18 protein-coding genes and 1 pseudogene are annotated in these 13,969 nt (G+C 54.8%); 2 read left to right on the plus strand and 17 right to left on the minus strand.

Features of this window, described 5'->3' with window-relative positions; translation table 11 throughout:
• Positions 1-63: 63 nt before the first annotated feature.
• From AC2FIT_RS02905 to AC2FIT_RS02970, 14 genes are all read right to left on the minus strand, one after another.
• The gene (locus AC2FIT_RS02905; protein ID WP_496826427.1) at positions 64-213 is read right to left on the minus strand and encodes a hypothetical protein; all 150 of its coding nucleotides are present in this window, start codon (positions 211-213) and stop codon (positions 64-66) included.
• 50 nt (positions 214-263) lie between these two features.
• A complete protein-coding gene (locus AC2FIT_RS02910; protein WP_496826429.1) occupies positions 264-608 on the minus strand; it encodes a hypothetical protein in 345 nt (114 codons plus the stop codon).
• Between the two features lie 205 nt (positions 609-813).
• Positions 814-1,101: a hypothetical protein gene (locus AC2FIT_RS02915; RefSeq protein ID WP_496826431.1), complete on the minus strand. Its 288-nt coding sequence runs from the start codon at positions 1,099-1,101 to the stop codon at positions 814-816.
• A 1-nt stretch (position 1,102) separates the two neighbouring features.
• The gene (locus AC2FIT_RS02920; RefSeq protein ID WP_496826433.1) at positions 1,103-1,540 is read right to left on the minus strand and encodes a hypothetical protein; all 438 of its coding nucleotides are present in this window, start codon (positions 1,538-1,540) and stop codon (positions 1,103-1,105) included.
• Positions 1,537-2,196 carry a hypothetical protein gene (locus AC2FIT_RS02925; RefSeq protein WP_496826435.1) on the minus strand — a complete coding sequence of 220 codons (660 nt, stop codon included), beginning with the start codon at positions 2,194-2,196 and terminating at the stop codon, positions 1,537-1,539. Before AC2FIT_RS02925 ends, AC2FIT_RS02920 begins: the two co-directional genes overlap by 4 nt.
• Positions 2,197-2,365: 169 nt before the next feature.
• The gene (locus tag AC2FIT_RS02930) at positions 2,366-2,740 is read right to left on the minus strand and encodes a hypothetical protein (RefSeq protein ID WP_496826436.1); all 375 of its coding nucleotides are present in this window, start codon (positions 2,738-2,740) and stop codon (positions 2,366-2,368) included.
• Between the two features lie 199 nt (positions 2,741-2,939).
• Positions 2,940-4,286, minus strand: a complete 1,347-nt coding sequence (locus AC2FIT_RS02935) for a phospholipase D family protein (RefSeq protein ID WP_496826438.1) — start codon at positions 4,284-4,286, stop codon at positions 2,940-2,942.
• A 169-nt stretch (positions 4,287-4,455) separates the two neighbouring features.
• Positions 4,456-4,743: a hypothetical protein gene (locus AC2FIT_RS02940; RefSeq protein ID WP_496826440.1), complete on the minus strand. Its 288-nt coding sequence runs from the start codon at positions 4,741-4,743 to the stop codon at positions 4,456-4,458.
• A complete protein-coding gene (locus AC2FIT_RS02945) occupies positions 4,736-5,377 on the minus strand; it encodes a hypothetical protein (protein WP_496826442.1) in 642 nt (213 codons plus the stop codon). The genes AC2FIT_RS02940 and AC2FIT_RS02945 overlap by 8 nt, the downstream gene beginning before the upstream one ends.
• 591 nt (positions 5,378-5,968) lie before the next feature.
• Complete coding sequence (locus AC2FIT_RS02950; RefSeq protein ID WP_496826444.1) at positions 5,969-8,254, minus strand: VapE domain-containing protein; 2,286 nt, start codon at positions 8,252-8,254, stop codon at positions 5,969-5,971.
• 1 nt (position 8,255) lies between these two features.
• On the minus strand, positions 8,256-8,495 hold the full coding sequence (locus AC2FIT_RS02955) for a helix-turn-helix transcriptional regulator (RefSeq protein ID WP_496826446.1): 240 nt from the start codon (positions 8,493-8,495) through the stop codon (positions 8,256-8,258).
• Between the two features lie 181 nt (positions 8,496-8,676).
• Positions 8,677-9,090, minus strand: coding sequence for a hypothetical protein (locus AC2FIT_RS02960; RefSeq protein WP_496826448.1), 414 nt, complete (start codon positions 9,088-9,090; stop codon positions 8,677-8,679).
• Positions 9,090-9,278, minus strand: a complete 189-nt coding sequence (locus AC2FIT_RS02965) for a helix-turn-helix domain-containing protein (RefSeq protein ID WP_496826450.1) — start codon at positions 9,276-9,278, stop codon at positions 9,090-9,092. Before AC2FIT_RS02965 ends, AC2FIT_RS02960 begins: the two co-directional genes overlap by 1 nt.
• A 102-nt stretch (positions 9,279-9,380) precedes the next feature.
• Positions 9,381-10,499, minus strand: a complete 1,119-nt coding sequence (locus tag AC2FIT_RS02970; RefSeq protein WP_496826452.1) for a site-specific integrase — start codon at positions 10,497-10,499, stop codon at positions 9,381-9,383.
• Positions 10,500-10,790: 291 nt separating this feature from the next.
• On the opposite strand from AC2FIT_RS02970, the gene AC2FIT_RS02975 reads away from it, so the two are divergent.
• Together AC2FIT_RS02975 and AC2FIT_RS02980 are read left to right on the plus strand one after the other, a co-directional pair.
• Positions 10,791-11,300, plus strand: a complete 510-nt coding sequence (locus tag AC2FIT_RS02975; protein WP_496826454.1) for a hypothetical protein — start codon at positions 10,791-10,793, stop codon at positions 11,298-11,300.
• A 125-nt stretch (positions 11,301-11,425) separates the two neighbouring features.
• Positions 11,426-11,668 (plus strand): annotated as a pseudogene (locus AC2FIT_RS02980) (IS6 family transposase); the annotation flags it as partial.
• A gap of 55 nt (positions 11,669-11,723) precedes the next feature.
• Here the strand turns inward: AC2FIT_RS02980 and AC2FIT_RS02985 are convergent.
• The 3 genes from AC2FIT_RS02985 to AC2FIT_RS02995 form a co-directional block, all read right to left on the minus strand.
• The gene (locus AC2FIT_RS02985; protein ID WP_496826456.1) at positions 11,724-12,149 is read right to left on the minus strand and encodes a MarR family winged helix-turn-helix transcriptional regulator; all 426 of its coding nucleotides are present in this window, start codon (positions 12,147-12,149) and stop codon (positions 11,724-11,726) included.
• 63 nt (positions 12,150-12,212) lie between these two features.
• Positions 12,213-12,701 carry a nucleoside deaminase gene (locus AC2FIT_RS02990; RefSeq protein ID WP_496826458.1) on the minus strand — a complete coding sequence of 163 codons (489 nt, stop codon included), beginning with the start codon at positions 12,699-12,701 and terminating at the stop codon, positions 12,213-12,215.
• Positions 12,702-13,027: 326 nt separating this feature from the next.
• Complete coding sequence (locus AC2FIT_RS02995; protein WP_496826460.1) at positions 13,028-13,630, minus strand: DsbA family oxidoreductase; 603 nt, start codon at positions 13,628-13,630, stop codon at positions 13,028-13,030.
• Positions 13,631-13,969 lie beyond the last annotated feature (339 nt).

The raw sequence follows: 13,969 nt of genomic DNA on the forward strand, positions 1-13,969 counted from the left end.
GCCCGCTGCGTCGCCTACGGCTATAACGCCCCAAGTGGCTGCAACCACTTGGATTGGTTCGGATCAGTCCAGAAAGTCTACGTCAGGAAATCGGTTCCTGGCCAAGACCAAAGCAATTGCCGGGGGTACAGATTTGCCCTCGGCAATCTGCTCTGCAACACCAACCAATTCGCCTTGCAACTGGATTTCCGCGTCATGGAGCTGGTCGGACAATTCATTTCGGCGTTGTTCCAATTTGACGGCGTTTGAAATCACCATGCCATTCATGCCGCTTCCTCCGCGTAATAGGGCCGAGAAAACGCGTCAATTAGACCCTGCACGGCTTCGTCAATTGCCTTCAACGGCGCCTCTTCGTCGTTGCCCGCAAAGTCCATACTGTAATGAAGGGCATAGATGAGGCCCGCTCCGTAGAGGTAGCCGTATTTCTCCACCAGGTGCTCAACCAAGCCAATAACACGCAGTTCTTCTTCATTGAGCTTGCCAGCCTTCCGCAGGCGTTCAACGGTGCCATTCTCGACACTCTTACGTGCAACAGCCAGTTTGAAATGCACAAGGTCTTGGGCGGTATTTTTGCCCTGGACGTCGCAGTTGAGGGTATCTGTAATCATCGGTAATTTTCCTTTTCATATTTGGACGCCCCATCGCGGGTGCCCGTGAAAAGGAGATTCGCAGATTTTGGGTTGTCTGTATTCCAACGTTTGCACCGCAAGGTGCAAATAATGGTGTGGCGCGCAAGACACACCACGGAGACGGGAAAAGCCCACGCCAATTCTTGACGCGGGCATTTCCCTGTTCTTCGGCGATGGCAGTTTGTCAGCCGCGTTCGTGCATGGCCAATCGGCAGACCGTGAACTCGCCGTTCCGTCCGAGTTCGCTTAGGTCGCTGATCGTTGACGACCAAGCATCAGCCTGCCCGTCCCAAGACTTGTAGCCGACCAGCTTGGTCGTCAGGAGCGGCCAGACGCCGGAATTGAAGGTGCGTTCCTGTTGCTGGCCGTATTCGTCCTCGTAGACGAGCCGGATGCTCAGATCATTCGGGCCATTGAGCACGACCGTATCCATCGGGGCATAACCCACGCCCTGCGTCGGTGCCAGGTCCATATCAGTTCCCCATTAGGTTCTTGTGGGCTTCTGCCACGTCCATGCTGGTGATACCGCCCCGCTCCAGTTCCTGAGCATCGTCACGGGTTTGCATCAGCGCCTTGCCCATATCGGTATCAAGCGCTCGCAGGTAGGCTTTCTCGAAGGTTTCGCCGTCCTGCTGCATCGATTTGGCCAGCGTATCAAGCTGGGTTTCGGCGGCTTCACGGTTCAGCCGTGCAGCCTTACGCACATCTTTGCTCATGGTCTTCTCCATATTCGCCGCCGCTCGGGCGGACTCAACTTCGCTTTCAAGCTGTTCGACCTCCAGGGCCAATTCAGCGACTTCCTGGGCTTCGGCTTCATCACGGGCCAACCGCATCAAAGCGTCTTCCAGGTCTTTCTTGCGTGCTTCCAGCCGTGCCAGTTCTTCGGCGTGGCGTTGTCCTTCCTGGCTCATCGGGTGGCCTCCATCTTTTCCAATTCGGCTTGTGCCTCGCGGGAAACGTAAGGTTGCGGGGATGATGCCTTGATGCGGAGCAATTCCACCCGGAGGCTTTCGGCTACCCGTGCCTCGGCATCGACAAGAGAAATTGCGTGGCGTTCTCGGATCGGGGTATCAATGCCAAAGGTGCGGGCGAGCTTGACGCCGCCTGACTGGATCAGAGCTTTCACCAGGGGCTCAGCGGCCCGGTTGTTCGTCAGCGCCCGCTCCACGGCGGTCAGGTCACCACCAGCACCCGAAACCTGCCCAACGTCTTTTCGCAGGGCATCGGCGTAAGCATCCCACGAAGACGCCAGAGCATTGAGCGCATCATCCACTGCGGCGGCGAGCTTGGCCCGCTTCGAGCTGGCATCAAGTGCGGCCTCGGCACGGCGCCGGCGATTGTTCCGTTCGGCACTTTCGGCAGCCCCTCGGCTGCGATCTTGAAGCTCGGCCAGGGCATCGTCCACGATTGCGATCCGTTCAGCCAATGCGGCTGCTGTCCCGCTAGGCTTCTTCCCGGCAATCATGGCCTCTCGGGCCTCGATGCGGGCTTTGTCGAGTTCCCCGCTCAGGCGTTCATGCTCGGCGTTCAATTCAGCAATGCGTTGGTCCAGTTCCTTCTTGTCCATATCGGTCCTCGGTTGGTGATCGTCGGGGAGCCGGACGGCTAGCTGAAAAGGAAAAACATGTTAGCCGTCCGGTGTCGGGAAAGGAGTTGAAATGACCCAACAGCTAAACGATGCCGCGTTTGCCTGCTGCGGGGGACCAGCGTGTGACTGTGCAGCGTGAAATGCTGGCTCAGGCTTCACCCATAAGGTCGAGTTCCATTTGCCGGATAAGATCAACCGGTGCTCCTGGGGTTGAAAGGAATTGGCCAGGGTTGTCTTTCACATCTGACCGATAAGATCGCCAGCACCGAGGATTGGGGCAATCAATCCCCCTTTGAATAAATGCCTGCATCGCTGGCGTCACCCAACCTCTGGGAAAGGACATACTGCCGTGGATGAACCACATGCCAACCAGCAACCGAACGGCATTGGCCCGCATTGAGAAGTCCGGCGACGGCGGAAAATCTTCAAGCGCCTCTGTGACCAGCGCCTTGGCGGCCTTTTGGGTCTTGGCGTAGGAGATTGAAGGCAAAGGTGGGATTGGCCGTGTCGCAGCTTCACTCATTGGCGGTTCTCGGGCATAAATGGCGTCCGGAACACCGTGCCGTTATCTCGCGGGCAAGTAAGCCAACAAGCCGCCCCTCTGACATTCAATCAATGAGAAACGCCCCTAAAACATATTGTTTTCTGAAGCATAGAGACCATCCAACTGCAGAAGCACAGAATTGAGCACAGCATCTGCGTTGGTGGCTGACCGATTCAAGCTATTGAACGTGAACAGTCACATCATATCCAAGGGCTTTCAGGGCCTTTGACGTTCTGCCATTTCTGGGCGGGTAATGGTCAGGCAATGCCCAACCAACCAGCTCCCCCAAGGCGCTGATGCCGAGGCCGTCAATCTTGAACTTCGGATCATCTATCGCCTGCCACAGACGATCTGGCAGCTCATCCAATTTGCCGCCGTAGAAGATGTACGAAAGCACCTCTTTAACATCCAGCCCGGCGTCCGTTCTTTGCTCCCAGATCGTCTTTGAGAGCGCAGCAACCTTTTGGGGAATGTCGTACGCCGCACCGGTCGACGGTAATCCGACCGAGGTATTTCTTACTCGGCGTGCATAATCTTTGATCGAATGAACTGAATAGCAAACCTCCTTGAAGTCATCGTATTTCAAGGTTGGCAGGTTCTCTTGAGACAATGCGTTTCTGAGGAACGGCGCAGTGGTGTTTAGCATGACGTCTTCGCCTTGCGGTGCAGCCTTAAGGCCAGCCCACCACCTGAGCGCTTCCGCTCTGGCTATGTCCGGATTGGATTTGTTTCGATCAAAGAAGTCCAGATAGCGTACCTTCTGCCCTTCGAAGGTCTTTTGGTAATAGAAAGCATGTAGGAATTGGTCGGCCTGTGCACCGGATGGAGCGTCGTCAGAGATCCAAGCTGGACGGTTTTCAGGTAGAATTACCTGGCTGCTAATGTCTCTGAGTATTTGAAGGGTCGAGTACCACTCGGCAAGAAAGCTATCCCTCTTTGCATCAATGGCCTTTTTAGGCGTCGTAGTGACTAAACCGTGCCAGTTGTTTACGCTGGAGTTGTTCCAAAACGCCTTGTCGTCAGGCTTATTGCTAGCCAGATATTTTTGGCGTTTGACCATCAGGTCGAACAACTCCTGCGTTAATGGCGTGGCGTGCTTGTCGAGAACAGAGAACATCTGCAATATATCGCTGGCCAAATTGTCATCAATGTCTGGCTCTTGGATAAAGAAACCGGCCTCCACATTTCTGTTCCACGCGCTATCCGTCAGATTTGCGGAGCCAACGTAAATACCGTACCCCCGCCACCAAATGACTTTTGCATGGTGTTTCTCAACAAGCTTGCAGGTGAATTTTGCCGACTTCCTAGTCAAGAACTTGGAAAGAACGTTTGTGTTGACCGCAACCTGTGAATCCAGCCGCCCATAGAATTTCAAAGGAATGTCGTGTTTGATGCACCAATCGAACAAAAGGGAATTGTCGGTGGCATAAGCTACGGCGGCCAAGACTTCCTCTGTATCTTTGGCCGCATTTTCGGTGATATTCCGAAGGTAGTTGCCGTTGATAGCTCCCAAAATCAATTCCATGAAACATCCCGCTAAAAACTTGCCTCTCAGGCAGCACGCGCCAGTTGCGCTGTGATGTCAACAGCATTTGATCGAAGATCCGCGGGACAGCTTGGGAAAATAATATACACAACAAAGACTTAACAGTCAGATTTACTGGCGAACACCGCACTGAGCACAGCCGAATGGTTCAAATATCCTCAAAATAGGGCGTGGCTACGATCCATTCGACCAATTGAGTGCGGGTTTCATCGTCAAGGTCCTTGCGTCTCTCGACTGCCCCGATTGCCTCGTCTCTCACCTTGGCGGATTGCCAGGGAACGGGATCGCGGTTGGCTTTCATCTCCGCCAGAAGACCATCGTCGGGGTCATGCAAATAGCCCAAGCAGATGCGCATCGTCTCGCCACCATCGGCAAATGCCACTGTGGCAACGCCGCCAGGCCGCACCAGGTTTATCTGGTTAATCGGATCAGTCATCAGATGTTCCCCCGGTCTCCTGTGGCGTCCCCTGGACGACTTCGGCGTCGATCGTGTCGTGTCGCTTTTCCGAGGCCGTTTCGTTCACCACGGGCCTCCGTACAGCCCCTTCAGGCTGAACGAGCCTGGGTTTGGCTGGCAGGGAGGTTTGAACGCTCGTGGAATTGTTGATCTGGACATTGGTCTGGGCGGGTCCATCCACGGAACTCATCCGCAGGGATAGGAGCTTGTTCAGGACACGGGGATCGACGCTCGCCGTCTCGAAACGATAAACTGGCTCGAAGTCGTCGTCCAACTCAGGTTCACCCGTCTCAGGGTCGAAGCACTGGACCCATTTGCCAGTCCCCATCTCCAAGGCAGTCTGGACCACCCGCATGGTCAATTCTTCCTCGAAAGCTGCCAGGGCCTCATCCCACGCTTCCGCAAAGTCAGGATGCTTTGCACGCCGGTCATAGAAGGTCCGCCGGGTCAGGCCAGTCATATTGGCCGCATAGGTGATGTGGCCGAACTGACGGAGATAAAGCAGAAATTCGTCACCCTTCTCGCCGTAGATGGGGCGGGTGATCGCTGCAATCTTGGAAGGCATCCGCGGGTCACTGGCCGGTTTGATCCGGTTCATCCTCATCAAGCTCATTTGGGTGCCTATTCTGTCTTCATCGCTGTGCTTGGCTGAGGAAGGTGCCGATGAAGCCCTTGAAGTCATTCACGCCCCAGACGCCAGAACGCCCAATTCAGTATCAATGGGGCGGCCTATCTGTGCGGGCTGATGACTTCGGATTTTTCACGGACAGCATCCACGTAGCCGTTCGAGGTCAGAATGTCGTGTTCCGTTGGGGCCGTATGCCAGCGATTTACAAGGGAGTGTGCCAGCTCACAACGTTGTGCAGTCCCGGTCTTCCAAGCTAGAAGAATTCTACGTCAACAAGGCGTTTTCGGAGCTTTCCGTAACGCATTGTTTTTATTGCCTTGTTGACGACGTTGATCTTCGTTGACCGTTTTCGCTATATATATCCGGATTGCACGCTGCCCCTATGCCCTGGTCCGTGCCCTATGCCTAATCGGCTTATTCTACCAAGATATATTGCTTTAAGATCAACATGATCAACATGATCAACATCGTCAACAAATGTTCCGAAACAAGGCCTTAGAAGCGACGCCTCAGGTCAACAAAGATCAACGACCGTCAACGCCGTGACCGAATTGATACGCTCCGATTGCCAGAACGTCACTCATCGGCTCGGACATACCCCGCTGAAACACGGCCACCCAACCTGACGCCCCGTCTGTGCTTCCAGCCCAGGGTTTCCATAGACCGCCGCAAACGCTGCGCATGGCCCTTATTCTGCCGGTCGCTTTCCAAGCCGAGATAGCTGAGCAGGTCCTGGGTATGCACCTTGTCGGCGGGGGGAGGCTCACGCAACGGCGAGGCAACCCGCTCCCCATTGATCACTTCCTCGGCGTAGTCCCCCGTGCCAGCCTCAAAGGCCTGCCGTTCAGTTTGCCGATAGCTGAGCATGGCGGCCAGCTTATCAACCCAAGGATCATCAACCGTTTCGTCAGCTTGGCGTTCTGCTGCCATCGACCACAAAGGCTCGGGCAATACGTGATCGGTGCCCGATTTGAATAAGGCGTCAGCTTCGGCCCAGAGCTGGTCTCGATGCTCAGCAATCCAGCCCAGATCAACCCTGGACCCAGAGGCCATTTCCAACGGCCAGAAACGCCGTGCACCCGTTGGGTCGCTTAGGTATCCGCCCTCGTTCACAGTACCCGCAAATACCACACGACGTTGATGATCCTCGGTGTTGCGACCATAGGGGGTCCGATACCTGTCTGTGGCTCGGGACATGAACGCTTTGAGAACGTCCATGTCACTTGCCCGAAGACCGGCCAATTCGGCAAACTCATGCACCCAGACACCTTCCAAGTTCATGGCTGCATCTTTGTTCCGAAGATCACCAAGCTCTGCGTCACTGAACCAATCCGGGGAAAACAGGTCCCGAATGCCCGTAGATTTCAAAGAGCCTTGTGGCCCCTTGATGACTGGCATCGTGTCCAGCTTGCAGCCGGGTTGCCTTTGACGAGCTACGGCCCCGACCATAAAGCATTGTGAGACGGCCTCGGTGTATTCGTCCCGGCCACATTGAAAGGCGACAGTGAAGAGTTCTTTCACCCGGCTGGTTCCATCCCAGGTCAAGCTATCCAGATAGTCCAGGATCGGATTGAACTTGTAAAAATAGGCAACCGTTGTGATTGCATCCTGCACGTTTTCCTTCGACGGCTGGTAGTCTTTACGCTGGTGCTGTTCCATCAAGAACGTGCGGGCCAACAAGAGCAACTTGTCAGTCAGCACACGGCCATAGCCTTCACCCCAGGGCAATTCACCCATCAGAACTACCCGCTGCTTTAGCTCGTCAAACCTTGGATCAAGCTTGGAGCCAGTAATTGCCTTTAGGGCATTCTTCGCTGTGTCGGGGGCTACGCCCGTCTTCTTGTTGACGATCAAACCACCTTCATGCACCGGCTTCCTCTTGGGCGTTGTTATTGCTCCTGCTGGCACTCCGGTTTGGTCCAGATCGTCGTCAAAATCATCTGCTGCCGGCGTTCTGGGAATGGCATCTTCGGCCCCAGCGTCCCTCAGCAGCTTATGCAGGGTCCGGAAGGTAATACGATTTCCGTCATTGTCGGCGTGAAGGCTGTCCCATCGGATGCCGATCAGGGTCCCGTGATCTGCATATGCGGGGTCCTGTGTGCACCAATCCACAAACTCCTGACGGCCATCTCCTGCCGTTGCATGGTGGCAAGCCTGCATCAAAGCGAGCCAATCGTCGTGGTCTGAAAAGTCGGCTGGGTCCAGATGTTCAAGCATCTGAGCCAGTTCTTCCTGATCGTGCTCGCCCCCGCCAGTTGCCACGCTGCCTGACGGTCTTCGGATTAAATCGACAAGGGCCTTAGGTGCAGCCTCAGCACCGAATGCATCAAGCTCAGGCGTGCCAGCCTTCCATGTGTAGGTTTTCTGGGTTTCGGGGTGGATCGATCCAGGAGCAACCACCTGACGGCCAACCGTCTTGAACTCAATGCCGGGGAACTGATCGTTCAGGCTGTCTCGGGTGGAAATAGCCTCTGGCTTGGTCATGTAGATGTGGAGGCCACCCGAGCCAGTTTCGACGGTTGAATAGAGGTCGGGGTCCATGCCAGTCCAAAGAACCAGTTCGACAAACGGGTTGATTGGGGACGCCAAGGTCTGTCCGTCAGGAAAGGCCCTTGGGTCCACATCCAAGACCAGTTCAAAGGGTCGCAAACGAACGCCCACATTGTTCCCCGCCTCCATATGTTTGATTTGGTCCTGGGATTTATAGTGCCGCTTCATCCAGTTGCTGTCGATCGGGGATTTACCCCGTTTGCGTTTCTTGCCCTTGACCTCATCTTCGGCCGAGAACTTATGCAAAGGGAGAAGCTGGTATCCACTGGCCAGCAAGGGCGTCAGTTGTGACGCATCGGTATGAACACCCATTTCAAGCCCCCGCACGATTGGCGTTGTAGGCCTCGATCACAGAACGTTCGTAGAAAACGGCTGTCCCAATCTTTACGTAATCAGGACCAGCATTCTTGTATTTCGTGTTGTTGCGACGGTTGCGAAAGGCCATCAGCGTGGTTGCGGGATGCCCGGTCAAGGCCGCTGCTTCCTTCGTCGTCAGCAGATCTTTTAATGGCGTGCCATTCAGCATGGCTGTGCTATTCTCATTTTCAGGCATGGTAGGCCTCCAAATTGATACGGTATTGACCGGATTGCCTTAGCCGCTCAGCCTGGCAGTCCGGTCTATCTACCAGAACAATACCGTGCCAAAATGCGCCCGTAACCTAACGTTTCGCAGGCACGAACGAACGCTGGCTCAAGGAAACCTTAAGCCAGTCGCCCAAAACTGATCGTAGGTCTTAGGTCAAATGCTGGTGGAATTGTCTTGCCAGCTCCGACTCATGGATACGCCACCTGTTCGGCTCACGTCTTGCAGCTTCGTCCCGCAAATATCCATTTTCCCAGAAATTCACGTTGTCTGCATTAGAGTTGATCGCATCCAAAGCGGTTCCGAATTGAACGGTTATTTTCCCCTGCTTGTCTTGCATCCAATCAATCGGGAAAAGACCCAGAAACTCCGCAAGCAATCGAAGACAGGCATCGTCAAAGCCGTTGAAGCCCGCAGCCCAACTTGCCTCGATCACCTGTTCAACCGGATCGGTGCTGTCCAATTCAGCCTCTTGCAGGAGCATCTTGGCCATCTCGTACCGGTCTTCTTCGTCTGAATAGTCCGGCATCGGGTCTCGGTGCTGTGTGACTGTAATCGTTCGCATTACGCTGCCCCCGACATTATGAAAGCGTCCAGGTCGTCACGGTGGTAACGAACAATCCGGCCAACCGTCCGGTAAGACGGACCAGTGCCCTTGCTACGCCAATTGTTCATGGTGCCAGGCGAGACCGAAAGGTATTTGGCAGCGGCCTCGGTTGTCATCCAAGGGGTGTAAGTTTGTGGATTACTCATGCTGATAACTCCAATATCCAAGTGCGTCCAAATGGACAGCGATGAAATCAGGTTATCTTCTTACATTACCTATATATACCAATGTGTTGACGCGGCGCGCCATCATTTAACGAATTCTAGAATATAGTCCTCTAGGGCCTGGGCGTGGGGCCTCAAGGCTTCGACAAGATGGGATTGATGGACGTATCCACCAGATGCTCCTGGAAGTCTCTGGCCTAAGAGCAAAGCCCCTTCGGCATACGGCACACCAGCTGCAATCAAAAAGGTCCTGGCGTGGTGACGAAGTGCATGGGGTGAGGGGATGCCCTTGCGTTTTGGTTCCGCAATACGACCGGAGGCAGACGTTGGCGAGGGCCAGAGCCATTCTGAAGCCAGAGGTTCATCGTTGTCTAATCTGGATTTGAGCGTTTCGGTCAACCAACGACCTGTTGGGAATGACCATGCCTCGCCGACTTTCATATGGGTGAAGGTGAGAATTGCCCGTTCTGGATCAAATTCAGTTCGCTTTACGCCCAGCAAAGAACTGCGACGGGCACCCGTCAGCAGGAACGTTCTATGCAAGTCACGCATCACATCGGATGACTTTTCCGTCTGATCCCAAAAATCTGCCACGTCCAATTCATCGACCTGCCGTCTCGCTGTTGCTGGCACTCGGACTGCATCGACGGGGTTGCCTTCAATTGTTTCATCGTGCCTGCGGGCGGTGTTGATGATCGCTCGAACGGTTCGCATCACCGAGCCACCCGTGGTCCGTCCATGCCGCTTTGTGAGTGCATCAAGGAGTTCTCGGCAGTCTTGGCGTGTTATGTCAGCCACGGCACGGCGCCGAAGACGGCCAAGATACTGGTCCATGTGATATTGGTAGTTTTTTACCGATGCGGGCGACAAGTCTCGTTCACTCAGGTGAGTGACCAAGGCCTGTTCTAACGTCATTCCCGTTGCTTCGGGACCCGCCGTGGGGTCGATACCAGATTGGATCGTTGCCATGAGTTTTCTGGCTTCGTTTCTTGCCTCTGACAAACGAACCAAATCCGTCCGGCCGATTTTCATACGGACTGTACGAACATGGCGCTTCTGGCGCCTTACATCTCCTTGGACTGCAAACGTCTTGGTGGTCTTGTGGCAGATGCAAAGTAGGCCTTTGACATCCGTATCTCTATGGATGCCTGAACCCAATTCGAGGTCACGTATCCGAGCCTCTGTGAACTTGAAGATAGCCATTTGAAAATACCGTCCTGAGTACTGTTTCTGGGCACAGCCCGGATGATCCCGAGTGAGCCGACAGGAAGTATTTTGTCTTGTTTATAAGGGGTTGTACGCCCTGAATTGGCGTGAATTGACCATGATTATGCTGCTCGTCTCGATTTGTAATCAGTAGGTCCGCGGTTCGAGTCCGTGTGGGGGCACCATTAATGCTCTGATTTTCAAAACAATACCTCAGATCACCTTTAGTGAATTGCCCATCTTGTGCATAGGGTGGGCGGAAAAAATGCATTTTAAACCAAGATTCGAATGACTGATCAAAAAAAGCCGTTTTTGCGTCCTTCAGTAGTTATCGCGGTGCTGCTGTCTTGGCTGGGACTGGCTGGACTGGCCGACGCCTTTGTTGAGTGGAAGGCGTGGTTCGACATTGGGATCATGACCCACTGGCGTGGGTTGCAGGCATGGGTGCTTCAGTGGGTTCCGTTCTACCTGCCACTTTGGGCATTTGACTACGTGATGCTCGGGGTGATTTATGCCCGAGCCTTCGTGATCGTTGAAGACTATTGGGCAGTCAAAACACTTCGTGAAACGGTTGAGGGTATTTTTGAACAGAACTCAGACAGAGGCTGGTCGTGGGCTGCATCCTTGGCTGCCGTGGCTACGTTAGTAGCCGTTCTGGTGATGTTTATTTGTTGGCCAGCCTTGTTAGCCATGGACACATGGAGGTCCGTTTCAAGTCACGAAACAAAGTCTCTCGGGCAATCGTTATTATGTTTTGGGGATCGGTCGCTGCCTTCATCCCATTGCTGTTTGTCCTGACCAATGAAATCGCACCAGCTTTAAGTATTCAGTTCACGAAGTAACTTCGACGCGGGCTTACGGTATTCCCGCATGGTTTCCAGCTTCTTTTTGAGGTCAAACGGGATGGTTCTGGGCCACTGCGTCATCGTGCGCACAAGGGCCCTAACAATCGGAGCGCAGAATCACATCGGGCGACGCGAATGCGGAAAAAGATCATGGGCCGGTTCAAGTCAACAAACCGAGCGCAACGATTCCTTGCCGCCCACGATCAGATCAACACAATCTTCAGAACCCGCCGATATCGCCTTCCCGCTCTGTTCTACCGCCGCGCGAGAACTGACGCACTCGACCTTTGGAACGCTTACGCTGCCCAGCTGTCAGTCTGATTTCACGTTTATTGAAACCGATCCGTGCAATATGGTCCCCTGCTCCGGATCCGTCTCAGCGATGCTCGCGGATATCCGCGCTGAACAATCGCGTCGCCAGAAGTTCCTCGTAATCATGCTGGTCGAAGGCGGCGTTCAGGGCAGCCTCATAGTCGGCGGATGCCCGATTGAACACTTCGCGCCCAGTGTCAGTGAGCACGGCATAAATTCCTCTTTTGTCATCGGGACATGGGTCGCGTACCACGAGTTGACGGCGTTCGAGCCGCTCCACCATACGGGAGACTGAACTCTGGTTCAGGCGAAGCTGGGAGGCGAGTTCCTGAAGGCGTAGTTCGGATGTCGGTGACATGGAAAGCGCCCGCAGGGCACGGTATTCTGAGAGGCCAAGACCATGGCCGGACTGCAGGGCAGCAGCCAACTCGGACTCAATCTCTGCGATCTGATGGATCAGCCGTTCCCAAAGTTCTCTCTTGCGGTACATCGTGAAGCAACACTCCTCTTATCGATCTCGGTGGGTGTATGTCCATGCAAATTCGAACCAAGCCTATCGTCGTGATGTTCGCAAGGCGTGGAACTCCTCGAACGGCGCGATCGCTCCCGGCACCTCCAGCCTGTCGACAGAGGGCGTGTGCCAAGTCTGCGGGTCCTGAGCGAAGAGCGAGTAGGTGAACCGATAATCAAAACCCATTCCGGCGGCTTCGTCGCGATCCACGGCATAGTGGATCTCGGCGATTCCGGCGTGGAGCGCGTTCATGTAGCACATGGCGCAGGGTTCTCCGGAGGCCAGTAGAACGGCACCCGGCAGATAGGAGGTCCGTTTCGCCCGGCAAGCGTCGCGGATGGCCTCGACCTCGGCATGTGCCGTGGGATCATTCATCGCAGTGACAGTATTGGTCCCTCGCCCGAGAACTGTCCCGTCCCGGTCAACAACCATGGCGGTGAACGGAATGCCGCCCGCTTTCACGTGCTGTGTCGAATGGGCGATGGTTTCTTTCATAAGGCGCACGAGGCGCGTCTTCACATCTTCGGTCATACTGTGTTCCCATTTGTTGGTGGCGCGCCGCGATCAATGGGCGGCGCGCCCGGATCGGCGTCAGCCGATGCAACCCATGGCTCTCTGTATCCTTGGACTATGGCGAGCTTTAGCCATATCACCCCAAGGATGATGACAGCCAGCCAAATAGCTTGAGCGAGCGCAAGCGACTGATCGAGCCGCACGTTTGCAAGATAAGCCACCCCGACAGAGCCGATCCCGACATCAATCTTCTTTAGCGCTGCGCTGAGGAAGTCGAGCGTCTGAAGGAGTGCCGAGGTATAGCCAAGACACGTTCATTCTCCGGCGAAAGGCTGCTGGTCGCATCAGGGTGCCGCATCCAGTTCGAGATCATGAATCGCGATCGTCAGGTCCTTTACCGATGGCGTGCCGCGGAATGTCCGGCGGCCGATAACGATGGTCGGAACGGACGTGATTTCCATATCGCCTTGGGCGTGTCTCAGAGCTTCGCGATGGCGCCCTGTGTATGTGCCGTTCTCCAGTGCTTTCCTGGCGGCATCGGGATCGAGACCGGCATCGGCCGCCAGATCGATCAGGACATCCGTGTCGCCTATATCGCGATCTTCCTGGAAGAAGGCTCGCATCACGCGCATGGAATAGGCATGCGCCCTATCAGCATCCTTGGCCATCTCAAGAAGTTCGAACGCTTTTGCCGTCCTGGGTTGCGGTGAGATGGATGGAAGCTTGATTGGGACCCCAAGCTGTTCGGCCATGGGGTAAACCGATTGCTCCCAGATCGCGGGCAAGTAAGGGTCTTCCGGGCGAAGTGTTGGAACGGGATCGGGCCTTAGCTCGAACGCGCGCCATTCTACATGGATGTCCCGCTCCCCGATCACTTCGGAAAGCCGTGCCTCCGCCAGGAGACAGAAGGGACAAACGTAGTCTGAATAGACTGTGATAGAGTTCACTAGAGGTCTTTCCTATGTTGGTGCGTGCGCATGCAAATAGATAAATCTATGCCGGTGATCAATCCTGCATGCACATGCAAATAAGTCACATCGCGGTGATAATGATCAGCGCTGCAAGTTGATTGCATGCATATGGTGATCGGGGGGCCTGTTCCGGTAGGGGGCAGCATAGTACGCTAAGCAGAACCCGCCAGCCCTGGCGCTTTATGTAATAGCTCCAGCGGAACTGGCCCCAGGAATTGAGTATCGCCATCACAAGAGTTTAGGCTCAGGACCCATTGATTTCCGGCCAATGTCGTGATTCACGGCTTAAACAAACGAGCGGTGACATGTCTGATC

This window comes from Ruegeria sp. YTSA135, from assembly GCF_059610165.1.